General features: G+C 68.9%; 21 protein-coding genes and 1 pseudogene. 11 read left to right on the plus strand and 11 right to left on the minus strand.

Features of this window, described 5'->3' with window-relative positions; translation table 11 throughout:
* Window positions 1-10: 10 nt before the first annotated feature.
* Window positions 11-1,411, plus strand: a complete 1,401-nt coding sequence (locus JWP83_RS05880) for a PPE family protein (RefSeq protein WP_297727100.1) — start codon at window positions 11-13, stop codon at window positions 1,409-1,411.
* Between the two features lie 18 nt (window positions 1,412-1,429).
* A complete protein-coding gene (locus JWP83_RS05885; protein ID WP_297727102.1) occupies window positions 1,430-1,867 on the plus strand; it encodes a pyridoxamine 5'-phosphate oxidase family protein in 438 nt (145 codons plus the stop codon).
* Window positions 1,868-1,914: 47 nt separating this feature from the next.
* Here JWP83_RS05885 and JWP83_RS05890 read toward each other — a convergent pair.
* The 3 genes and pseudogenes from JWP83_RS05890 to JWP83_RS05900 form a co-directional block, all read right to left on the minus strand.
* A pseudogene (locus JWP83_RS05890) lies at window positions 1,915-2,809 on the minus strand (hypothetical protein).
* Between the two features lie 154 nt (window positions 2,810-2,963).
* Window positions 2,964-4,589, minus strand: coding sequence for a chaperonin GroEL (groL, locus tag JWP83_RS05895; protein ID WP_297727105.1), 1,626 nt, complete (start codon window positions 4,587-4,589; stop codon window positions 2,964-2,966).
* A gap of 177 nt (window positions 4,590-4,766) precedes the next feature.
* Window positions 4,767-5,333, minus strand: coding sequence for a TetR/AcrR family transcriptional regulator (locus JWP83_RS05900; RefSeq protein WP_297727108.1), 567 nt, complete (start codon window positions 5,331-5,333; stop codon window positions 4,767-4,769).
* Between the two features lie 100 nt (window positions 5,334-5,433).
* Here JWP83_RS05900 and JWP83_RS05905 point away from each other — a divergent pair, with 100 nt between their 5' ends.
* Window positions 5,434-6,357, plus strand: a complete 924-nt coding sequence (locus tag JWP83_RS05905) for an SDR family NAD(P)-dependent oxidoreductase (protein WP_297727111.1) — start codon at window positions 5,434-5,436, stop codon at window positions 6,355-6,357.
* 38 nt (window positions 6,358-6,395) lie between these two features.
* A complete protein-coding gene (locus JWP83_RS05910) occupies window positions 6,396-6,890 on the plus strand; it encodes a cupin domain-containing protein (RefSeq protein WP_297727113.1) in 495 nt (164 codons plus the stop codon).
* 302 nt (window positions 6,891-7,192) lie between these two features.
* Here the strand turns inward: JWP83_RS05910 and JWP83_RS05915 are convergent, their stop codons facing one another.
* Together JWP83_RS05915 and JWP83_RS05920 are read right to left on the minus strand one after the other, a co-directional pair.
* Window positions 7,193-8,635 (minus strand): NAD(P)/FAD-dependent oxidoreductase, encoded by a 1,443-nt coding sequence (locus JWP83_RS05915; RefSeq protein ID WP_297727116.1) that lies wholly within the window; start codon window positions 8,633-8,635, stop codon window positions 7,193-7,195.
* Window positions 8,636-9,115 carry a VOC family protein gene (locus JWP83_RS05920; RefSeq protein ID WP_297727119.1) on the minus strand — a complete coding sequence of 160 codons (480 nt, stop codon included), beginning with the start codon at window positions 9,113-9,115 and terminating at the stop codon, window positions 8,636-8,638.
* A gap of 111 nt (window positions 9,116-9,226) precedes the next feature.
* Here JWP83_RS05920 and glp point away from each other — a divergent pair, with 111 nt between their 5' ends.
* Genes glp through JWP83_RS05940 form a run of 4 tightly spaced genes read left to right on the plus strand, consistent with a single transcriptional unit; the run spans window position 9,227 to window position 14,234 of the window.
* Window positions 9,227-10,432, plus strand: coding sequence for a gephyrin-like molybdotransferase Glp (glp, locus tag JWP83_RS05925; RefSeq protein WP_297727122.1), 1,206 nt, complete (start codon window positions 9,227-9,229; stop codon window positions 10,430-10,432).
* Window positions 10,433-10,477: 45 nt separating this feature from the next.
* The gene (locus JWP83_RS05930) at window positions 10,478-11,200 is read left to right on the plus strand and encodes a phosphatidylserine decarboxylase (RefSeq protein ID WP_297727125.1); all 723 of its coding nucleotides are present in this window, start codon (window positions 10,478-10,480) and stop codon (window positions 11,198-11,200) included.
* Window positions 11,197-12,060 carry a CDP-diacylglycerol--serine O-phosphatidyltransferase gene (gene pssA / locus JWP83_RS05935; RefSeq protein ID WP_297727129.1) on the plus strand — a complete coding sequence of 288 codons (864 nt, stop codon included), beginning with the start codon at window positions 11,197-11,199 and terminating at the stop codon, window positions 12,058-12,060. The genes JWP83_RS05930 and pssA overlap by 4 nt, the downstream gene beginning before the upstream one ends.
* Entirely contained in the window at window positions 12,057-14,234 is a 2,178-nt protein-coding gene (locus tag JWP83_RS05940) for an AAA family ATPase (protein WP_297727132.1), read from the plus strand. The genes pssA and JWP83_RS05940 overlap by 4 nt, the downstream gene beginning before the upstream one ends.
* On the opposite strand, the gene JWP83_RS05945 is transcribed toward JWP83_RS05940, so the two are convergent.
* Window positions 14,208-14,804 carry a TetR/AcrR family transcriptional regulator gene (locus JWP83_RS05945; protein WP_297727135.1) on the minus strand — a complete coding sequence of 199 codons (597 nt, stop codon included), beginning with the start codon at window positions 14,802-14,804 and terminating at the stop codon, window positions 14,208-14,210. The two genes, JWP83_RS05940 and JWP83_RS05945, sit on opposite strands and share 27 nt — an antisense overlap.
* Before the next feature lie 21 nt (window positions 14,805-14,825).
* On the opposite strand from JWP83_RS05945, the gene JWP83_RS05950 reads away from it, so the two are divergent.
* From JWP83_RS05950 to JWP83_RS05960, 3 genes are all read left to right on the plus strand, one after another.
* Entirely contained in the window at window positions 14,826-15,650 is an 825-nt protein-coding gene (locus JWP83_RS05950; protein WP_367185580.1) for a hypothetical protein, read from the plus strand.
* 229 nt (window positions 15,651-15,879) lie between these two features.
* Window positions 15,880-17,313 (plus strand): MFS transporter, encoded by a 1,434-nt coding sequence (locus tag JWP83_RS05955; protein ID WP_297727142.1) that lies wholly within the window; start codon window positions 15,880-15,882, stop codon window positions 17,311-17,313.
* A gap of 64 nt (window positions 17,314-17,377) precedes the next feature.
* Window positions 17,378-17,854 carry a hypothetical protein gene (locus JWP83_RS05960; protein ID WP_297727146.1) on the plus strand — a complete coding sequence of 159 codons (477 nt, stop codon included), beginning with the start codon at window positions 17,378-17,380 and terminating at the stop codon, window positions 17,852-17,854.
* A gap of 84 nt (window positions 17,855-17,938) precedes the next feature.
* On the opposite strand, the gene JWP83_RS05965 is transcribed toward JWP83_RS05960, so the two are convergent.
* From JWP83_RS05965 to JWP83_RS05985, 5 genes are read right to left on the minus strand one after another with little or no spacing between them, the layout of a single operon-like run.
* A complete protein-coding gene (locus JWP83_RS05965) occupies window positions 17,939-18,757 on the minus strand; it encodes an enoyl-CoA hydratase-related protein (protein ID WP_297727150.1) in 819 nt (272 codons plus the stop codon).
* An 11-nt stretch (window positions 18,758-18,768) separates the two neighbouring features.
* On the minus strand, window positions 18,769-19,410 hold the full coding sequence (locus JWP83_RS05970; protein WP_297727152.1) for an LON peptidase substrate-binding domain-containing protein: 642 nt from the start codon (window positions 19,408-19,410) through the stop codon (window positions 18,769-18,771).
* Between the two features lie 9 nt (window positions 19,411-19,419).
* The gene (locus JWP83_RS05975) at window positions 19,420-20,559 is read right to left on the minus strand and encodes a glutamate--cysteine ligase (protein ID WP_297727210.1); all 1,140 of its coding nucleotides are present in this window, start codon (window positions 20,557-20,559) and stop codon (window positions 19,420-19,422) included.
* A complete protein-coding gene (locus tag JWP83_RS05980; RefSeq protein ID WP_297727154.1) occupies window positions 20,540-21,244 on the minus strand; it encodes a superoxide dismutase family protein in 705 nt (234 codons plus the stop codon). Before JWP83_RS05980 ends, JWP83_RS05975 begins: the two co-directional genes overlap by 20 nt.
* A gap of 45 nt (window positions 21,245-21,289) precedes the next feature.
* Window positions 21,290-21,763: a LytR C-terminal domain-containing protein gene (locus JWP83_RS05985; protein WP_297727157.1), complete on the minus strand. Its 474-nt coding sequence runs from the start codon at window positions 21,761-21,763 to the stop codon at window positions 21,290-21,292.
* Window positions 21,764-21,775: the final 12 nt, after the last annotated feature.

Below are 21,775 nucleotides of genomic sequence, written 5' to 3' on the forward strand. Positions count from 1 at the left end.
AGTTGGGTTAGTGACAAGCCCGCATTTTGCGTGGTTGCCGCCAGAAATCAACTCGGCGCTTATCTTCGCCGGTCCCGGAGCGGCGCCGCTGCTTGCTGCGGCCGCCGCGTGGGACGGGCTGGCCGAGGATCTGGCGTCGTCGGCTTCGTCATTCTTTTCGGTGACATCGGATCTGGCAAACGGTTCGTGGCAGGGTGCGTCGGCGGCGGCGATGATGACCGTGGCGACGCAGTATGTGAGCTGGCTCAGCGCGGCGGCGGCGCAGGCCGAGGCGGCATCGAGCCAGGCCGCGGCCATAGCGGCCGCGTTCGAGACGGCGCTGGCGGCCACGGTGCAGCCCGCGATGGTCGCGGCCAATCGTGGCCTGGTGCAGGCCCTGCTGGCCACGAACTGGTTCGGACTCAACGCCCCGGCGATCATGGACACCGAGGCGGCGTACGAGGCGATGTGGGCTTCGGACGTGGCGGCGATGTTCGGCTACCACGCCGACGCATCTACGGCCGTCGCACAATTGGCGCCCTGGCAGCAGGTCCTGCAGAAGCTCGGCTTCACGTTCAACAACGGTCGAATAGGTTTCGGTCCCCTCGCTATTACGGCGGGCAATTCAAATGTCGGTTTCGGAAACAGCGGCAGCCTGAATGTTGGCTCCGGGAATTCGGGTAACAACAACTTTGGCTTGGGCAACCTCGGCAATAGCAATTTCGGCTTTGGTAACAGCGGCAACAACGACTTCGGAATCGGGCTGACCGGGAGCAATCAGATCGGCTTCGGCGGCTTCAACTCGGGCACCGGCAACATTGGGTTGTTCAACTCGGGCAGCAATAACATCGGTTTCTTCAACTCCGGCACCGGAAACTTCGGCATCGGCAACGCGGGCGCCTCAAATACCGGCCTCCTGAACTCGGGGTCGATCAATGCGGGCTTGTTGAACAGCGGCACCGCCAACACCGGCTTCTTCCAAGAGAACGGACTGGGCAGTGCGGACTCCAGCATGCTCAACTCCGGCCACTACGCCACGGGCGGCGTCGGCGCGGCCAACGTCAGCTCGGGTCTGCTCAACTCGGTCACCGCGTCGACCGGCGGCCTGACCCCGGCCGCGGCGAGCTCGGGCCTGCTCAGCAACGCCGCCTTCACCGCGCCGACCGACGCCGGCGCCCTTGTCGGCGGCCTCGAAACCGGCCACGCGAATGCCGCCGTCAGCGCGGCGAGTGGCCCCACCCCCACCCCGCCGGCCCTGCGGACCACGACCACCTCCCCCTCGGGCTTCTTCGCCGCCGGCAGCAACGACCCCGGTATCCGGAATCTGGCCGCCCGTGAGTCGAACATCCCCAGCTCGGGCTTCTTCAATAAGGCCGACCGCGCCCCCGACGCTCCCGTCCCGGGCATCAGGGAGCCGCTTCTACCCGACTAGCCGCCTATCCTCGAAGCCATGCGCACGAAGAAAAAGGTCGACGTCCAGCGGCTGGCCGAGGCGCTCAGCGACTACCCGTTCGCGTATCTGATCACCGTCGACGACGACTATCGCGTGCACACCGTGACGGTCGAGCCGCGGCTGTGCGACGTGCCCGATGACGGGCAGGGGCCCGAACGGCCCAACGCACTGATTGACGTCGGGCTCATCGGCGGCCGCACGCGGACAAACCTGACCCACCGCCGCGACGTCACCCTGCTGTGGCCACCGCCCGAGCCCGGTGGCTACTCGCTGATCGTCGACGGCAGCGCCGAAGTCAGCGACCCCGGTGCCGAAACCGCCCGTCTGGCAGTCGTGCCCACCCGCGCGCTGCTGCACCGCGACGCCGACCCCGACTCCCCCGACGCCGCAAAGGGTTGCCTGCACGACTGCGTGGTGTTCTCGCTACCGGCCTAGGATTCGCAGGCGGCCCGGGATTCCCGCCCGGTCGCCGAGTGTGGGCCTTAAGCACGGGAACTGCCGTGAATTCGTGCGTAGGCCCCACGCTCGCCGAGTTTGGCCTTGACGCGCTCGACAATCGCGTCCGGCCGCCGCGCCAGCATCTCGGCACTGACTCTGACCACCAACCAGCCAGCCGCTTCCAGCAACGCGATGCGCTCGATGTCCCACGACCTCTGATATCGGTCCTCCGCAGTGCTGAAAGCCACTGGATGTCGGGTATTCGACGGCGACCTTCCACTCACGCCAGCCCATGTCGATTCGGATGCGCAGCTCCCCGAACTCAATCTGCGTCTCCGGCTTCGGAAGCCCCGCGCCCACCAACTGGGGGCACCTCCCGCTTGCGGGGGACAGCCGCACCCGCGTCTCCTGCGGCGACTCCGCACCGCCGTCGGCCAGCTCCAGCGCAGCCCGCAGCCGCCGAACGCCGCGGGCTCCCCGGTGCCGCTCGGCCACAGCAACGACGTCCGCCGGCTTGGTGGCCGCCGCACGCAGCAACGCGTCGAGGACCGGAACCGCCCTGGCGACGGGCAGGCGGCGACCGATGTCGAAGGCAGTCCGGGCCGCGGTCGTCACGCGCATTCCCCCGACCGTCTGCACCTCGTCGTCGGCCAGCTGATAGCTGTGGACAACCGTGCCTCGCTGAGCGTGCCGGTCGTCGCGCACAATCTCCGCGGGCGCGGCCGCATCGAGCCATTTGGTGCCCGGGATGGCGGCGGCGGAGAAGCCCGCCAGCGTTGCGCCCGTCGACAGCCATGCCGCACGGGCTTTGGTGACCGCCGTGAGCTCCGTTTCCCTGTGGATGTACACGTCGCGGAACACCGCTCGATATCGCGTCCGCAAATCGGTGCGGGTGACGGCGCCGCGGTGGAGCGCTTGGCTGCCTAGAAAGGGGTCCATGGCGGTATATTCGGCGGCCGGTCGCATTCGCGTAGCCGTCGAACGTGGGGCCTGTGGACGTATTTCGATGTGTGGACGTACCTAACCCCCACACTCGCCGATGACACGAAAAAGCCCGGCCCCAAAGGGACCGGGCTTTCTCGTACGTGCGGACTTAGAAGTCCATACCGCCCATTCCGCCGGTCGGGTCGCCCGCGGGAGCGGCCGCCTTCTCCGGCTTGTCGGCCACGACGGCCTCGGTCGTCAGGAACAGCCCCGCGATGGACGCCGCGTTCTGCAGCGCCGAACGGGTCACCTTCACCGGGTCGGCAACGCCGGCCTTCAGCAGGTCCTCGTACTCATTGGTCTGTGCGTTCAGACCGTGTCCCGCTGGCAGGTTGCGCACCTTCTCGGCGACAACCCCGGGCTCCAGCCCGGAGTTGAAGGCGATCTGCTTCAGCGGAGCCTCCAGCGCCACGCGGACGATGTTGGCGCCGGTCGCCTCGTCACCGGCGAGCTTGAGCTCGTCCAGCGCCGGAGCCGCTTGCAGCAGGGCCACGCCGCCACCGGCGACGATGCCCTCCTCGACGGCCGCCTTGGCGTTGCGGACCGCGTCCTCGATGCGGTGCTTGCGCTCCTTGAGCTCCACCTCGGTGGCGGCGCCCGCCTTGATCACCGCAACACCGCCGGCCAGCTTGGCCAGCCGCTCCTGCAGCTTCTCGCGGTCGTAGTCGGAGTCGCTATTCTCGATCTCGGCGCGGATCTGGGCCACCCGGCCGGCGATGGCGTCGGGGTCACCGGCGCCCTCGACGATGGTGGTCTCGTCCTTGGTGATGACCACCTTGCGGGCCTTACCGAGCAGGCTCACGTCGGCGGTCTCCAGCGTCAGGCCGACCTCTTCGCTGATGACCTGACCACCGGTGAGGATGGCCATGTCCTGCAGCATCGCCTTGCGCCGGTCACCGAAGCCGGGGGCCTTGACCGCCACCGACTTGAAGGTGCCACGGATCTTGTTGACAACCAGGGTGGACAGCGCCTCGCCCTCGACGTCCTCGGCGATGATCAGCAGCGGCTTGCCGCCCTGGATGACCTTCTCCAGTAGCGGCAACAGGTCCTTGACCGTCGAGATCTTGGAGCTGACCAGCAGGATGTACGGCTCCTCCAGCACCGCTTCCTGACGCTCGGCGTCGGTGACGAAGTAGCCCGAGATGTAGCCCTTGTCGAACCGCATGCCCTCGGTGAGCTCGAGCTGCAGGCCGAAAGTGTTGGACTCCTCGACGGTGATGACGCCCTCGTTGCCGACCTTGTCCATCGCCTCGGCGATCAGGTCGCCGATGGATGAGTCGCCGGCCGAGATGCCCGCGGTGGCCGCGATCTGCTCCTTGGTCTCGACGTCCTTGGCCGACTTCAGCAGCGTCTCGGTGACCTTCTCGACGGCCCTCTCGATGCCGCGCTTGAGAGCCAGCGGGTTGGCGCCCGCCGCGACGTTGCGCAGACCTTCTTTGACCAGCGCCTGGGCCAACACCGTGGCCGTCGTCGTGCCGTCACCGGCGACGTCGTCGGTCTTCTTGGCGACTTCCTTGACCAGCTCGGCGCCGATCTTCTCGTACGGGTCCTCCAGCTCGATCTCCTTGGCGATGGACACACCATCGTTGGTGATCGTGGGGGCACCCCACTTCTTCTCCAGGACGACGTTGCGGCCCTTGGGGCCCAACGTCACCTTTACCGCGTCGGCGAGGGCGTTGAGCCCGCGCTCGAGGCCGCGACGGGCCTCTTCGTCGTACGCTATTGTCTTGGCCATTGCGAAGTGATTCCTCCGGATTGGGGATGACACGTTCTGGCCGGGTGCAGTGCCCGCGACGGACGACCGCAGCTGTCTTGTGGCTAGGTCTCACCGTCCCGACCTAGCACTCGCTGGTCGCGAGTGCCAACGTCATTCTTAGCACTCGCCTATGCCGAGTGCAAGAACGGCCCACAGTTATCGCGCAGCGCGCAAACCGTCGACGACGACGTCGGTCACCCGTTCGGCCAGCGCCGAGTTGTACGCCTCCATCGCCTGGCATCCGACCAGGATCGCCTTCACTTCCCGCACACCGAGGTCCGGCCGCGCGGTGCCCGCGTCCTGCGCGGCGCGCAGCAGCTCGTCGAGCACGGCCAGGAATGCGCCCTCGGCGTCGGGCGCGGCGCTTGCGATGTCGATGCCTAACCCGGCCAGCGCGTCGACCAGGCCGCGGTCGGTCGCGCCCCACTGCAGCACCATGGAGCGCAGGAAGCTGAACAGCGCCTCACCCGGTCCGGCCGATTCGAGCAGGGCCCGCCCGTCGTCGACGAGGCGCCGCATCCGGTCTTCGATCACCGCCTGAAACAGCGCCTCCTTCGTCGGGAAGTGCCGGTAGACGGTACCGGCCCCGACTCCGGCGCGGCGGGCGATCTCGTCGATCGGCACCGACAGGCCTTCGGCCGCGAAGGTGTCGTAGGCGACCTCCAGCACGCGCGCGCGGTTGCGCGCCGCGTCGGCGCGCAGCTTCCGTGCGGGTTGCGCCATCTGTTCACCATCCATCGCTTGACAAAGCGGGGCGCGCGTTCCGTATAGTGGGAACAACCGGAGCGCTCGCCCCGTTTACCTTACTAGTTTAGGAGCTTGCATGGCCCCTTCTAAGGCCAAGTGGACCGCCGCGGACATTCCCGACCAGACGGGCCGGATCGCCGTCATCACGGGGGCGAACACCGGCCTCGGCTACGAGACCGCTCTCGCGCTCGCCGACCACGGCGCCCACGTGGTGCTGGCGGTGCGCAATCTCGACAAGGGCAAGGACGCCGCGGCGCGGATCACCGCCACGAGCCCGCACGCCGACGTCGCGCTGGCCGAGCTCGACCTCACGTCGCTGGAGTCGGTCCGTGCCGCGGCGGAACAACTGCGCTCCGCGCACGACCGCATCGATCTGCTGATCAACAACGCGGGCGTGATGTGGACGCCGAAGTCCACCACCAGCGACGGCTTCGAGTTGCAGTTCGGCACCAACCACCTGGGCCACTTCGCGTTCACGGGCCTGCTGCTGGACCGGCTCCTGCCGGTTCCGGGTTCCCGGATCGTGACGGTCAGCAGCATGGGCCACCGCATCCGCGCCGACATTCACTTCGACGACCTGCAGTGGGAACGCGGTTACAGCCGGGTCGGAGCCTACGGGCAATCCAAACTCGCCAACTTGCTGTTCACCTACGAACTGCAGCGACGGCTCGCTCCGCGCGGGACGACGATCGCCGCAGCCGCCCACCCCGGCGGCTCCCGGACCGAGCTGACCCGAAACCTGCCTCCGTTGCTTGTGCGCATCACCCCGGTGATCGAACCGCTTTTCCAGGGAGCGGACATGGGCGCCCTTCCGACGCTGCGTGCCGCGACCGACCCGGGCGTGCTCGGCGGGCAGTACTACGGTCCCGACGGCTTCGGCGAGCAACGCGGCTACCCGAAAATCGTTGCCTCCAGCGAGAAGTCGCACGACGTCGACGTGCAGCGCCGGCTGTGGGCCGTCTCCGAGGAGCTCACCGGGGTGGTCTATCCCTTGGACTAACCCGGTCTGACCGGCGACGGGGCGGCACACTGGAAAATATGTCCCTCGTCGTGCCCCCCTATCCGCCGCCCCGCTACACGAAGGACCAACCGGAGATCAGCGCGTGGCTCAAGCGCGCCGACGAGCCGCCCGACTACGAGACCTTCGGGACCAAGTACCACTACCTGGCCAATCAACAGGCCACCGACGGTGACTACGGCCTGTACCGGGTCGACATAGGCCCGGCCGGCGGTGGGCCGCCGGCGCACTATCACCGCGCGATGTCGGAGGCGTTCTTCGTCCTGTCCGGGACGATGAAACTCTTCGACGGCACGGAATGGGTCGACGGCCATCAAGGCGACTTCCTCTACGTCCCACCCGGCGGCGTCCACGGTTTCCGCAACGAGGCGGACGAACCGGCATCGATCTTGATGTTGTTCGCGCCCGGCGCACCGCGAGAGGCCTACTTCGAGGGCATCGCAGCGCTGGCCGACATGACCGACGACGAACGCCGGGAGTGGTTCATCCGCCACGACAATCACTGGGTTCACTAGCCCGCAACGGGTTAATGGTGAGCGAACTTTCGGTGCTGAGCCGCGATGCGCGGCATGGGTCAGACGTAGGGTTTGGCCGTGCAGGCGAGGTCGAAGCGGGCCGCGGCGTGGTTGCGGATGAAAGTCGAGACGGCGTTCAGCGCCCCGATCAGGACCGCTGAGCGGGTCAAGCGGCCGAGACGCCCGGGCTTGAGCCGGGGGCTGCCCGGTCGAACCTCCGCGCCCTCGAGGGCCCGACGCCGGCAGGCGGCGCCGACCGCGCCCGCCCGGGTCCGCGGGCTGCGGCGCAGGCCTCCGGCTAACTACCGGTCGAAGCGGTAGTCGCCGGCGACCAGCTCGCGGGTGCGTTCATAGAACGTCCGGCCGCTGTAGGGCAATTGGGTGACGACCTTGCCGCCGGGATGCCGGAAGTAGTTGGTGCAGGCGAGCCAGACCTTGCCCGCCATGTCGGCCTGGATCTCGTCGTTGTAGCGGCGCTGCGCCGCGGGCGTGACCTCGACCGAGCGCGCGCCGCGCTCACCCATGACGTCGAGGATGTGGCGGATGAACGTCGTCTGCGCCTCGTGGATGTACAGAATCGAGTTGACGCCGTTGGTGTTTGGGCCATACAGCGTGAAGAGGTTCGGATACCCGGCGATCAGCGTGCCGAGGTAGGCCTCCGCGCCCCCGCTCCACTCGTCGCGGAGGTGGCGGCCGCCGGACCCGTACACGTCGATGCTCGCCAGGTAGTCGGCGGCCTTGAATCCGGTGCCGTAGATGACGGTGTCGAAGCGGTGTTCGACGCCGTCGACGGTGCGCACCCCGCGCTCGGTCAGCTCACCGATGGCGGTCGTTTCCAGGCTGACGTTGGGCAGGGCGAACGTCGGGTACCACTCGCGCGACATCAGGGGCCGCTTGCAACCGACGGGGTAGTCCGGCGTCAGCTTCGCGCGCAACTCGGGGTCGGCGACCTTGCGCATCAAATAGCTGCGGGCGAGCTCCGTGGCCTCGCGCGTCTGCGCGGCGTCGACGTCGAAACTGGATGACTCGTATGCGTCGAAGGCCTCGTCGCGCAGCTTGAGTGCGGACTCGGGCTGGCGCTCGAACTGCTCGTGCTGCTCGGGTGTGAACGGGAAGTCGAATCGCGGCGCGATCCAGATCGGCGTCCGCTGAAACACGGTGAGCTGCACGGTCTCTCGCGCGATCGCGGGCACGTACTGGACGGCGCTGGCGCCCGTTCCGATGGACGCGACCCGCTCCCCGGCCGTCGACTTGCTGTGATCCCAACGCGACGAATGGAATTGGCGACCCCGAAATCGCTGTCCGCCGCGGATCTCGGGGATGTTGGGCACGTCGAGCATCCCCACGGCGCTCACCACGACGTCGAAGTGATGCTCGGCGCCGTCGTCGGTGCCGAGCGTCCACCGCCGCTCCCCATCCGACCAGCGCACCGTGGTGATCGGGGTGTTGGGCCGCAGGTGGGACGCCAGCCCGTGATCGGCCGCGACCTTCTCGAGGTAGGCCAGGATCTCGGGCTGGTTCGAGTAGGTCTTGCTCCACCGCGGGTTGGGCGCGAACGAATACGAGTACAGATGCGAGGGCACGTCGCAGGCCGCGCCCGGAAACGTGTTGTGCCGCCAGGTTCCGCCGAACCCCTCGGCCCGGTCGAAGATGGTGAAGTCGTAGCCGCCGTCGGCCAGCTGGATGCCCATCGCGATGCCGCCGGCACCCGCGCCGATGATCCCGACCTTCGGCTGCCTACCCATTTAGTCCCATTGGGAAAAGTACGGTCGCTCGGGCCGGCTTTTTTCCACGAGGATGAACACCACGCCCCACGGGTCGACGAACCAGGTGGTGCGAACCCGCGCGACCTGCGCGATCCCGCTGACCAGGAAGCGCACTCCCTTGCTCTCCAACTCCGCGCGGGTGGCGTCGAGGTCCTCACAGATCAGCCCGACGTGCGACAGCCCATGATCGGTCAGCGCCGCGCCCGCCCGCCGGTCACCCCCGTCGGCGCCGAGGTACTCGATCACCTCGAGCACCCGGTCGCCGTCGTCGTCGAACCCGACGATGGCCGCCTTCATGCTGGGATCGGAGACCAGCTCACCCATGTCCCCGCGAATGGCATTACCGCTCATCACATACGGCGGCGACAGCACACGCAGGCCCAATACGTCTCGGTAGAACGCCACCGCGGCCTCGCAATCGGGCACGCACACCCCGGCATGGGCCAACCCGGTAATCACGTTCTCAACCTTACGTCCCAGGGGTGGGACCGGATGACCATTTTTGGGCCCGTGCCCAGTCCCGCGACCGGCGTCAGATTCGGAGTCTGAGCCGGCTTGGATAATGGCCGGGTGCGGTCTGTCGAAGAGCATCAGCGAGTCGTAGCCGAGATGATCGGTGCCCGCCCGGCGGTCGCGGTCGCGCTGGCGGAGTCCCAAGGGCTGGTATTGGCCGACGACGTGGTTGCGCGGCTGGCGCTGCCGGTTTTCGACAACTCCGCGATGGACGGATACGCGGTGCGCGCCGAGGACATCTCGGGCGCCGCGCCCGAACACCCGGTGGTGTTGCCGGTCGTCGAGGACATTCCGGCCGGACGCATCGACGAACTCGCGCTGCAACCGAAGACCGCGCACCGCATCATGACCGGCGCGCCGGTGCCGGCCGGGGCGACGGCCGTCGTGCCGGTCGAGGACACCGACGGCGGCGTGGAGTCGGTGGCGATCCGGGAGCCTCGCGCGCCCGGCGCGCATATCCGGCGGGCCGGCGAGGACGTCGCGCCCGGCACCACCGTCCTGCGCAAGGGCCAGGTCGTCACGCCGGCGGTGCTCGGCCTGGCGTCGGCGCTGGGAATGGCGGAGCTGAAAGTGATTCCGCGCCAACGCGTGCTGGTGATGTCCACCGGGTCGGAGCTGGTGTCGCCGGGCGCGCCACTGCGGCCCGGGCAGATCTACGAGTCCAACTCGATCATGCTGGCCGGGGCCGTGCGCGACGCCGGCGCCGAGGTGATCGCCGTCGCGACAGCCGAAGACGATGTCGCGCAGTTCAGCTCGATCCTCGACCGGTACGCGGCCGACTGCGACCTGATCATCACCAGCGGCGGCGTCAGCGCCGGCGCCTACGAGGTCGTCAAGGACGCCTTCGGGCGAGACGGCGACCAAGGGGTGGACTTCGTCAAGGTGGCGATGCAGCCGGGTATGCCCCAGGGCATCGGACGCGTGGCCGGCGCGACGATCGTCACCCTGCCGGGCAACCCGGTCAGCGCGCTGGTGTCCTTCGAGGTGTTCATCCGTCCCGCGCTGCGCAGGGCCATGGGCCTGCCCGACCCGGAGCGGCCGCACCGGCCCGCGGTCCTCGCCGAATCCTTGACCTCGCCGCGCGGCAAACGTCAGTTCCGGCGGGCGATACTCGACCGCGAAGCTGGCAGCGTCACGAGCTACGGGCCGCCGGCCTCACACCATTTGCGGTGGCTGGCGTCGGCGAACGGGCTGTTGGACATCCCGGAAGACGTCGTCGAGGTGTCCGCCGGAACCCACCTGCAAGTGTGGGACCTGAGCTAGCCCGCTGGATGCGGCGATAAAACCCGGGCTCCGTAAGATGGCCGCGTGGCAAGACGCCCCCGCCCCGTCGGCCCCACCGCCGAGGACCCGGCCTTCAGCCCGCAGCACGCCCTCGAGCTGGTGCGCTCGGCCATTCCGCCGGTGCACCCGGCCGGGCGGCCGTTCATCGCCGCCGGCCTGGGCACGGCCCTTCTCGGGCGCAACCACCGATGGCTGCGGCGGGCGGGCCTGCTGGTCGCCGGCGCCTGCGCGGCGTTCTTCCGCCATCCCCCGCGGGTGCCCCCCACTCGGCCCGGCGCCGTCGTGGCCCCCGCCGACGGCGAGATCTGCGTGATCGACGCGGCGGCCCCGCCGGCCGAACTCGGCATGGGGGACGCGCCGCTGCCGCGGGTCAGCATCTTCCTGTCGCTGCTCGACGCCCACGTGCAGCGGGCCCCGGTGAGCGGCGAGGTGATCGCCGTGCAACACCGGCCGGGCCGCTTCGGGTCGGCCGATCTGGCCGCGGCGAGCACCGAGAACGAGCGGACCAGTCTGCGGATCCGGACCGACAGCGGCGCCGAGGTCGTGGCGGTGCAGATCGCGGGGCTGCTGGCGCGCCGCATCGTGTGCGACGCGCGCGTCGGGGACAGGCTGTCGATCGGCGACACCTACGGCCTGATCCGGTTCGGCTCCCGGCTGGACACCTACCTTCCGCCGGGGACGGAGCCGCTGGTGAAGGTGGGCCAGCGCGCGGTCGCCGGCGAGACCCTCCTGGCCGAATTGTCATGATCAGCAAGCCCCGCGCCCGGCGCGCGGTAAACCTGCAGATCCTGCCCAGCGCGATGACGGTGCTGTCCATCTGCGCGGGATTGACATCGATCCGCTTCGCGCTGCAACACCAGCCGGTGCCCGCGATGTCACTGATCGTCGCGGCCGCCATCCTGGACGGGCTCGACGGCCGGGTGGCCCGCATGCTCGACGCCCAGACGCGGATGGGCGCGGAAATCGACTCGCTGGCCGACGCGGTGAACTTCGGGGTGACACCCGCGCTGGTGCTCTACGTGTCGACGCTGTCGAAGTGGCCGGTCGGTTGGGCGGTGGTGCTGCTGTACGCGGTGTGCGTCGTGTTGCGGCTGGCGCGCTACAACGCGTTGCAGGACGACGGGTCTCAGCCGCCGTACGCGCACGAATTCTTCGTGGGGATGCCCGCGCCCGCCGGCGCCGTCTCGATGATCGGCCTGATGGGGCTCAAGCTGCAGTTCGGCGAGGGCTGGTGGACCTCGGTGTGGTTCCTGTGCATCTGGGTGACGGGCACGTCGATACTCATGGTGAGCGGGATCCCGATGCGAAAGATGCACACCGTGCGGGTGGCCCCCAAGTACGCCACCGCGGTGCTGCTGATGCTGGTGGTCTTCGCTGCCGCCGCGGTGCTGGAGCCGTTCCTCACGATCTGGGTGATCATCATCGCCTACCTGTGCCACGTCCCGTTCGCGGTGCGCACCAAGCGCTGGCTCGACGAGCACCCCGAGGTGTGGGACGACCAGCCCAAGCAACGGCGCGCCGTGCGGCGCGCGGACCGCCGGGCGCAGCCGAGCCGCCGGTCGATGACGCGGCTGGGGCTGCGGAAGCCGGGCGGGCGCCTGCGATGATCCCGGACGGCGCGGCCCGTCAGCTCACCCTCACCGCCAGGCTGAACACGTCCGCCGTCGACTCCCGCCGCGGCGTCGTCCGAATACATCCGAATGCCGTTGCGGCCCTTGGCATCCGGGAGTGGGACGCGGTGTCGCTGACGGGGTCGCGGACGACGGCGGCGGTCGCCGGCCTGGCCGGCCCGGACACCGCGGTCGGCATCGTGCTGCTCGACGACGTGACGCTGTCCAACGCCGGGCTGCGCGAGGGCACCGCCGTGATCGTCAGCGCGGTCAGCGTCTACGGCGCGCGGTCGGTGACGCTGTCCGGCTCGTCGATGGCCGCCACCTCCATCACGCCGGTCACCCTGCGACAGGCGTTGCTGGGCAAGGTGATGACCGTCGGCGACGCCGTGTCGCTGCTGCCGCGCGACCTGGGCCCCGGGACATCGACGTCTGAGGCCACGCGTGCGCTGGCGTCCGCGGTCGGGATCAGCTGGACCTCGGAGCTGTTGACCGTCACCGACGTCGACCCGCCGGGACCGGTCAGCGTGCAACCGAACTCGTTGGTCACCTGGGGAGCCGGGGTCCCGGCCGGGGCGGGGATTGTCGGCCCGCACGAACAGCTGAGTACCGGTACCCCGGAGATCCTCGCCGAGGAGCTCAAGGGCTCGCAGCCACAGGCCGCCAAGCTCGCCGAATGGCTCAAGCTCGCCCTCGACGAGCCGCACCTGCTGAAGAGCCTGGGCGCGGGCACCAACCTCGGCGTGCTGGTGTCGGGTCCGGCCGGCGTGGGCAAGGTGACGCTGGTGCGCGCGGTGTGCGACGGCCGCAGGCTGGTCGAACTCGACGGCCCGGAGGTGGGCGCGCTGGCCGCCGACGCCCGGCTGAAAACCGTTGCCGCGGCGGCGAAGAAGGTTCGCGACGGCGGCGGCGTGCTGCTGATCGCCGACGTCGACGCGCTGCTGCCGGCCACCGCCGAGCCGGTGGCCGCGCTGATCCTGGGCGAGCTGCGCACCGCCGTCGCCACCGGCGGCGTCGCATTGATCGCCACCTCGGCACACCCCGACCAGCTCGATGCCCGGCTGCGCGCCCCCGACCTGTGCGACCGCGAGCTGGGCCTGCCGCTGCCCGACGCCGCCACCCGCAAGGCGCTGCTGGAGGCGCTGCTCAAGCCGGTGCCCACCGGCGATCTCAGCCTTGACGAGATCGTCGGCCGCACACCGGGTTTCGTCGTTGCCGACCTCGCCGCGCTGGTGCGTGAGGCCGCGCTGCGCGCGGCGTCCCGGGCCAGCGCCGACGGGCAACCACCCAAGCTGAACCAGGAGGATCTCGTCGGTGCGCTGACCGTCATCCGGCCGTTGTCGCGCTCCGCCACCGAGGAACTGACGGCGGGCAGTGTGACGCTCGACGACGTCGGCGACATGGCCGAGGCCAGGCAGGCGCTCACCGAGGCGGTGTTGTGGCCGCTGCAGCATCCCGACACCTTCGCCCGGCTGGGTGTCGACCCCCCGCGCGGGGTGCTGTTGTACGGCCCGTCCGGCTGCGGCAAGACGTTCATCGTCCGCGCCCTGGCCAGCACGGGGCAGCTGAGCGTGCACGCGGTGAAAGGCTCCGAGCTGATGGACAAGTGGGTGGGCAGCTCGGAAAAGGCGGTGCGCGAACTGTTTCGGCGAGCCCGCGATTCGGCCCCGTCGCTGGTGTTCCTCGACGAGGTGGACGCGCTGGCGCCCCGGCGCGGGCAGAGCTTCGACTCCGGCGTGACCGACCGGGTGGTGGCCGCGCTGCTGACCGAGCTCGACGGGATCGACCCGCTGCGCGACGTCGTGGTGCTGGGCGCCACCAACCGGCCCGACCTGATCGACTCGGCGCTGCTGCGCCCGGGCCGGCTGGAGCGGTTGGTGTTCGTCGAACCGCCCGACGCCGCGGCCCGCGGCGAAATCCTGCGCACCGCGGGCAAATCCATCCCCCTGAGCGCCGACGTCGACCTCGACGAGGTGGCCGCCGGGCTCGACGGCTACAGCGCCGCCGACTGCGTGGCGCTGCTGCGGGAGGCCGCGCTCACCGCCATGCGGCGATCCATCGACGCCTCCCACGTGACGGCCGCCGACCTCGACGTGGCCCGCAGGACCGTGCGCCCCTCGCTGGATCCCGCGCAGGTGGAGTCCTTACGCGCGTTCGCGAAAGCTCTTTAGCACCGCCCGCGCCGACGCCGCGACATCGGCCTCGAGCCAGGGCGGCATCGGCTCGTCGTGCGCATGGCGCCGGACGACGGCATAGGGCAGGTCGGCGACCGCTCGCGCGACGGCGTCGACGGATCGCCGATCGCGTTTTCCGTACAGTTGCCTCGCCAGGGTGCCGATCCGCTCGTTCAGGGGCGCGTTCATCGCGGCCAGCGTCTGCCGGAACGCCTCGTCCGGCTCGCCGTCGAGCAGGTCGGTCGGCCGGATCGTCAACAACAGGCGGGCGTCCTCGGGCAGCTCGCGCGCAAAGCTGACGGCGACCACGGCCATCGCCACCGCGGTGCCGGCGGCCGTGTTGTCCTCGGCGGCCATCGCCCGCGTCTGGAAACGATCGAGCGCGCGCAGCCACGCCGCCGTCAGGATGCCGTCGCGGTTGCCGAACCGGTGATACAGCGTGCCGGCCGGCGCACCACTCGCCTTCGCAATCGCCGCGACGCTGGCCGCCCGCGGTCCCCCCTCGAGCACGAGTGCCCGCGCTGCGTCGAGGATCACATCGGTTTCATGCTTCCGCGGTGGTGCCACGATCTAGTACATTCCTTCTATATGGAACGGTTGCCCTATATCGATGAGCATGCCATAACCGTGGCTGCGAATCGCGCAGAAACATGGTCGGCGCTGCTGCGGGTGATGTGCCGCGACCCGCACGACCCGTCGACCGTGCCGACGGGGTTCGTGCTGGACGAGGCGCGCGCACCGGAGCGGTTCGCGCTGAAGGGCCGCCACCCGTTCGCCGTGTACCGGTGGGTGTTCGAGCTGGATGATGAGCCGGCGGGCGGCACCCGGCTGCGCGCGCTGACCTGGGCCGCTTTCCCGGGCGTCCACGGCAAGGCCTACCGCGCGCTCGTCATCGGCACCGGCGGCCATCGCGTCGCGGTCCGACGGACGCTGAAACGTGTGGCGGCTAAAGCGCTCGCCGAGCGGGCACCCACGGGCGAGGCCGAGGCCGATTACACCGACGTCTTTGAAGTCCCGATCCTGCACGGCGATTCGCGTACCGCCGAACAGGCGTTGCGCGACGCGGTGGGGGACGAACCGGGCGCGAGCGGAAGCCTTGTGTCGTGGATCCACCGCCACATACTGAGATTTCACCTCGGTCCGTATTCCTCGCCCGATCACATAATCGGCTGGCCGATCGCGCGTTCGGATCACGATGAGATCGTGCTGGCGGCGCGCGGGCCGCTCATGCGCGGCCAGCTGACGCTGCGACGCCGGGACGGCCGCGCCGTACTCACCACCCGCGTGCATTATCGTCACAAGATCGCCGCCCGAGTGGTCTGGGCCATGGTCGCACCACTGCATCGGATCGTGGCGCCGCGGTTGATGAAGCACAGCGCCCGTCGTGGCCGGGACTGGATGGCTGGAAGTTGAAACGCATTGTGGCGCACCCGCGCCTGAGCGCAGCGACCCGTAAGGCGATTCCCCGCACGACCCCCGCGTGAACCGTTTGGCTCGTCAGTTCGTTGTCGACTTCGTCGGCATCATCACGCGTTCGCCCACCAGCTGTAACCAGGTTGCCTACTAACAAACACCTGGCTCGAAGCCGGCTCAATCCGATCCGACACGTCCAAGGAGAAGAGCCTATGAACAAGGATCACCCGTGAAATTCCGCGATGTCGCGCCGACGACGCGGGTCATCACGGTGGCGGTCATGGTGTCGATGGTGGTCTTCCTCGATGGCACCGTCGTGAATCTGGCGCTGCCGGCCACGGCGCGCGACCTTGGCGGGGGCATGTGCTCGCAGCAATGGGTTGTCGACGGCTATCTGCTGGCCGTGGCGGCCATGGTTCTGCCGGGCGGTGCCATCTCCGATTTGTTCGGTCGCATACCGGTGCTGCGCTTCGGGCTCGCGGCCTTTGGGGCGGGCTGTGTGCTGGCTGCCACTGCGGGGACCCCGGCGATGCTGATCGCCGGGCGTCTCGTCCAGGGGTTGGGCGGCGCGTTTCTGGTGCCCGGCTCGCTGGCGCTGATCAGCTCGTCGTTCGACCGCGCGGACCGGCCCGCGGCGATCGGGTCATGGACGGCCTGGACCAGCACCGCCTTCGCGGTGGGGCCGCTGCTGGGCGGATTGGCCGTGGACTTCCTGAACTGGCGCTGGATCTACGTGTTGTCGGCGATCCCGATGGCCATCGGTTTCGCGTTGACGTTTTGGCTGCCCCGGATTTCCGGGCCCCCCGAACGCCCCCGCATCGACGTCGCGGGCGCCGCACTGTCGTCGGTCGGACTGGCCGCCACGGTCTATGCGCTGATCGAACAGGGCCGGCGGGGATGGGGAGACCCCCTGGTCAGAGCGGCGTTGGTGGTGGGGGTCGCGGCATTACTCGCGTTCGTGGCATGGCAGCGCCGGGCGCCGCACCCAATGGTGCCGCTAAGCCTGTTCAGGACTCGCAATTTCGCTGGGGCCAACCTGGTCACCGCGTTCGTCTACGGCGGCATCACGATGGGTTCGTTGGCCATCGGCCTGTACCTCCAAGAGGTCGCAGGGTATTCGGCCACCGCCGCGGGTCTGACTACCTTGCCCAGCCCCATCATGTCGTTCCTGTTCGCCCGCGGCGTCGGCGGCATGGCCGCCCGGCTCGGGCACCGGATCTTCCTGATAGCTGGACCGGCGCTGGCCGGGTTGGGGCTGCTGCTCATCGGCCCCACCACACACGGATTCCACGTCGCCACGGACGTGTTGCCGGGCAGGATCCTGCTGGCCATCGGTATGGTCCTCGCCATCACGCCGCTGACCGCGGTCAACTTGTCCGCCGTCAAGTCCGCGCACGGCGGGATCGCCGCCGCGATCCAGAACGCGACGGGGCGGACTTCCGCGTTGATCGCCGTGGCCTGCGTGGGCCTGATCACTGCCAACAGGCTGACCGATGTCAGCTTCACCCGGCTGTTGGAGGTCAGCGCGGCGTTGTTCTTCATCGGCGCCGTCATCGGCGGCCTCGGCATCAGAAACCCGGCCGCTCCGGCCGAGCCCGTTCCAGACAACATCGCCGGCCGGCCGCAGCTGGCGTCGAGCGCGCCAGCTGCGAATTCGGTCTGAGGTCAACCCGGCATTACTTTGCATATAACTGCATTCTTGCGTATTACTGCATCCTGGCGCTAATGTGATCGAGCGCGAGCGAATCGAGGATGCCATCACAGTCACCGGAACCACGGCCCCGTCGGTGAACGAATTCATGAACGACCCGATCGGCTTCTTCGGCCAGTCCTACACCCGGATGCACAGCATCGAACGACCCGAACTCGAAGAGCTGCAACGCCAAGCGATGGCCGACCGCTTCCTGGAGCACCACCAAAGCATCGAGATGCTGCGCAAGCTGGCCGACCGGCTCGGCATCACGGCCCTCAACGAGTTCAACGACATTGTCCCGCTGTTCTCTTCACACACGGCGTTCAAGTCGTACTCCGCCGCGCTCGTCGACAAGAAGCGCTTCGATCTGATGACCAAGTGGCTGGACAAGCTGACCAGCTACGACCTTTCCGGCGTGGACGCCACCGGGTGCACCGGGATCGACGACTGGATCGACCGACTCGACGAGCAGACCCCGACGCTGTGGAAGATCTGCTTGTTGAGCGTGTGAGCCCAGGCATTCGAGCGTGCGCGTGGGGCGGAATTTTGGCCGAATTTCCGCCCTGGATGCACAGGCAAGTGCACTAACGCACACTCACGGCTCAGGCAGAGCGGTCCAGTCGGCCGACAGCCGCGAGCTGAACCGCGGCGGCCGGCGATCCAGGAAGGCGCTGACTCCCTCGCGGGCGTCGGCGGTGCCCATCACGCGGTGGTGCAGCTGGGTTTCCAGCGACGCGACCTGTCGCGGGGTGTAGTTGTGGATGGCGCTGTCCCACAGCAGTCGCTTGCACAGCGCCGCGGACATCGGGGCCACGTGGGCCGCGATGTCGCGGGCCATCTCCACGGCGTGCCCGAGCACCCGCTCGGCCGGCAGCGCCCGGTTGGCGATTCCGAGCGCCACCGCCTCGGCACCAGTGAAGGTGCGCCCCGTGAGCAGCACCTCGGCGGCCACCCCCAGGGAGGCCAGATGCGCCAGCGTCCAATGCGACATGCAGTCGGGTATCACGCCCCGGCGCACTTGCACCACACCGTATTTGGCGTCCTCGGCGATCACGCGGATGTCGGCCTGCAGGGCGATCGTCAGGCCGATTCCGATTGCGTGGCCGTTGAGCGCGGCGATCACCGGTTTACGCAACTCGAAGGCGGCCGGGTCGATCGGCGACGCCGAGAACGCGCTGTCGTCGGCGGGGGCGTCGAACGGCGATATGTTGCCCGAGAAATCCGCTCCGACGCAAAAGGCGCTGCCCGCACCGGTTACCACGATGGCGCGGACGTCGTCGTCACGGTCACAGTCGCGGTACGCCCGGCTCAGCAGCGCGCCCATCTCGGCGGTATAGGCGTTGAGATGTTCGGGACGATTCAGCGTCAGCTCCGCCACGCCCTCGTTGATGTCGACCGTCACGTCGGCGCTCATCGCATTGCCCCCTATTCGGACAGCTGGAACTCCACCATGTCGGCAAGCGCGTCCACGGCCTCGCTGAGCGCGGCGAACCGACCGGCGGCCGACGACGCCGACAGCACGGTGTAGCGGTCGGCCGTGCCGATCGGAACGCGAGACGCCAACGCGAAAAGCCGGCGCCCGGCGTCGCTCTCGCGTGGGCCGAGTAGCGCGTCGCGCTCCGGCAGCCGGGCGTCGCGGGCCTCCGCGATCCGTTCGAAGAGCGCGATCACCCGCTCCTCGAGATCGAGCAGCTGCGCGTCGGTCACCGGGTCGCCCGGTTCGTCGGGCCAGAGCGTCACCGTCGCGCGCGGGTACGGGTCGTCGGGCAGCCACTCGCACACCCGGATCCGCTCGCCGGTGCGGCAGCGCAGCATGTACCGGCCGGCGCCCAGGTCGGCATGTTCGTCGATCCTGGACAGGACGCCCACATCGCAACGCGAATCACCGCCACCGACCTCGCGGCCCCGCGCGATCAGCACGACGCCGAACGGTTCCTCGCGGTCGATGCAGCGCCGCACCAGCGCGCCGTAGCGGGGCTCGAAGATGCGCAACGGCAGATCCTGGTCGGGTAGCAGCGCCGACTCGAGCGGGAACATCGCCAGCTCAATGCGTTCGGGATCCGCCATGATTCAAACTCAGATGTCCAGCTCGGCCACCAGCGCGTCGACGACCGCGCGCAGGTCGCCGTCGTGTTCCTCGGCCACCCGCCGCTGGCGCTGGTACGAGGCGCCGCCGGCGCAGATGTCGGCCACCGCGCGCAGCTCGTCGGCGCAATGCAGTGACTTGGCGACCGGCTCCAGCCGGTTCAGCACATCGGTGAGGTCGTCGGTGACCAGCCGCTCGTTGCTGTCGGCGTCCAGGATGATCACCGCGTCCAGGCCGTATCGCGCCGCGCGCCACTTGTTTTCCTGCACATGCCAGGGCGGCATGGTGGGCAACGTCTCACCGGCGTCGAGCCTGCGGTCCAGGTCGACGACCAGGCAGTGCGTCAACGCCACCAGCGCGCCGAGCTCACGCAGGTTGGACACGCCGTCGCAGACCCGCACCTCCAGCGTGCCCAGGTGCGGCGAAGGCCTTATGTCCCAACGTATTTCGTCCATATGGTCGATGATGCCGGTCTTCTTCTGGTCGTGGACGAAGCCTTCGAACTGCGACCAGCGCTGAAAGTGGAACGGCAACCCGGCCGTGGGCAGCTGCTGAAACATCATCGCGCGGTTGCTGGCGTATCCGGTGTCCTCGCCGACCCACCACGGCGACGACGCCGACAACGCCAGCAGGTGCGGGTAGTACTTGAGCAGTGACGTCATGATCGGCATCACCTTGTTCGCCGACGAGATCCCGACGTGCACGTGCACGCCCCAGATCAGCATCTGGCGGCCCCACCACTGGGTGCGCTTGATCAGCTCGGCGTAGCGCGGGGCGTCGGTCAACTTCTGGGCCGACCACCGGGCGAACGGATGGGTGCCGGCGCAGAACAGCTCCATGCCGCGATCCCGGACGATCCGGCGGGCCGGGCGCAGGGTCTCGCGCAGGTCCTCCATCGCCTGTCCGGTGCAGTCGCAGATGCCGCTGACCACCTCGACGGTGTTGCGCAGCAATTCCTTGTGCACGCGCGGATTTTCGCCGATCTCGGCGATGACCGCGGTGGCTTCGTTGCTCAGGTCGCGGGTCTGCGCGTCGACGAGCGCGAACTCCCATTCCACGCCGATGGTCGGCCGCGGCGAGGGGGCGAAATCGATGCGGGTTCTGGCCCTGCTAGCCGGCGCCGATGACACCGCACGCCACCCGCTTGCCGGCGTCACCGGTCGTCATCGTGATCTGGTCGGGGCCCGGTGTTCCGTTGGTCTGGTTGTAGCGATCCGACGGGATGTTGGCGAAGTTGTCGGCGCCGGCGTGGATGACGATCGCGGTCTTCTCGCCGGTCAGCAGGTCCTCCATGGCGAAGGCGTCCGTGGTGGTCACCAGCATCCCGACCCCGTCCTTGCGAACCTCCAGCGAGGTCAGGTCGCCGCTGGCGGGCTCGGCGGAATGCCCGGGCGCCTGGAAATGCCCGCCGGCGGACAGAAAGTCGCCGGGCGCGCCGCCGGTCGGGGCCGTCGAATTGGCCTCGCACTTGCCGACCTTGTGGATGTGTACGCCGTGGAAGCCGGGCGCGAGGTGACCGGCGCCGCTCGTCGCGATCGTGATCGTGGCATAGCCGTTGCTGAAATCGAACTTCGCGGTCGCTACCTCAATCCCGTCGGGACCCTTCAGTTGGGTGGTGATGCTCCGCCCCGCGGGCTGCTGCTGGTCGCCCTCGGTGCCCGCGCCCGCCGTCGGCGCGCTCGATCCGGTCCACACCGCGGGCGTGGTGCCGGGGACCGTCGAGGCGTGTTGGGGCGATGAGCACGCACCCACCACTGCGACGCAGGCCGTCGCGAACAGCGCGGGCACGGCGGCGGCATTGCGGTGCTTAGGCATAGCGGAAGCCTATCCCGCCGACCCACGAATATGGAGCAGCGATCCTCAGCCGGTCACCAGGACGATGACGCCGGGCGGCTGGCCGCCCAGCGCCGGAATCCGCGGCTGGACGGGCGCTCCCAGCTTCTGGCCCACCGCGTCCGCGGTGGCGTGCTCCCCGTCGGCATCGGTGTAGTACACCGTCGTGGCCGTGATGTCGGACATCGACAGGTTCCCGACGTCGGTCACCTTGAAACCGGCGGTCGCCAGCTGATCCTTGGTGTGCGCGGCGACGCCCTCTTTGGACGAGATGTTGTAGATGCGCACCTCGGCCTGGTTCGCCGGGGCGCTGCTGGCGGCGGCCGCCGAGCTGGTGGAGTTGGTCACGCCGGATGCCGGCGACGCCGACTCGTCATCGGACTTCCCGGAGGAACTCAGCGCCTGCCACCCGAGCAGCAGGAAGATGACGCCCAGGAACAACAGCACCATCACCATGGCCCGGAGGGGAAGACCCGTGGAGTCCGGAACGCGCTCTTTCATCGAGCCCACTGT

This window comes from Mycobacterium sp., assembly GCF_025965855.1.
Classification (GTDB): Bacteria; Actinomycetota; Actinomycetes; order Mycobacteriales; family Mycobacteriaceae; genus Mycobacterium.

Bases quoted from the DNA above. Each gene is read 5' to 3' on its own strand.
- pssA (WP_297727129.1), top strand. From the start codon at position 11,197: ATGATCAGCAAGCCCCGCGCCCGGCGCGCGGTAAACCTGCAGATCCTG.
- JWP83_RS05900 (WP_297727108.1), bottom strand. From the start codon at position 5,333: ATGGCGCAACCCGCACGGAAGCTGCGCGCCGACGCGGCGCGCAACCGC.
- JWP83_RS05965 (WP_297727150.1), bottom strand. From the start codon at position 18,757: ATGAGCGCCGACGTGACGGTCGACATCAACGAGGGCGTGGCGGAGCTG.
- groL (WP_297727105.1), bottom strand. From the start codon at position 4,589: ATGGCCAAGACAATAGCGTACGACGAAGAGGCCCGTCGCGGCCTCGAG.
- JWP83_RS05970 (WP_297727152.1), bottom strand. From the start codon at position 19,410: ATGGCGGATCCCGAACGCATTGAGCTGGCGATGTTCCCGCTCGAGTCG.
- JWP83_RS05950 (WP_367185580.1), top strand. From the start codon at position 14,826: ATGGAACGGTTGCCCTATATCGATGAGCATGCCATAACCGTGGCTGCG.
- JWP83_RS05985 (WP_297727157.1), bottom strand. From the start codon at position 21,763: ATGAAAGAGCGCGTTCCGGACTCCACGGGTCTTCCCCTCCGGGCCATG.
- JWP83_RS05885 (WP_297727102.1), top strand. From the start codon at position 1,430: ATGCGCACGAAGAAAAAGGTCGACGTCCAGCGGCTGGCCGAGGCGCTC.
- JWP83_RS05905 (WP_297727111.1), top strand. From the start codon at position 5,434: ATGGCCCCTTCTAAGGCCAAGTGGACCGCCGCGGACATTCCCGACCAG.
- JWP83_RS05915 (WP_297727116.1), bottom strand. From the start codon at position 8,635: ATGGGTAGGCAGCCGAAGGTCGGGATCATCGGCGCGGGTGCCGGCGGC.
- JWP83_RS05980 (WP_297727154.1), bottom strand. From the start codon at position 21,244: ATGCCTAAGCACCGCAATGCCGCCGCCGTGCCCGCGCTGTTCGCGACG.
- JWP83_RS05940 (WP_297727132.1), top strand. From the start codon at position 12,057: ATGATCCCGGACGGCGCGGCCCGTCAGCTCACCCTCACCGCCAGGCTG.
- JWP83_RS05910 (WP_297727113.1), top strand. From the start codon at position 6,396: ATGTCCCTCGTCGTGCCCCCCTATCCGCCGCCCCGCTACACGAAGGAC.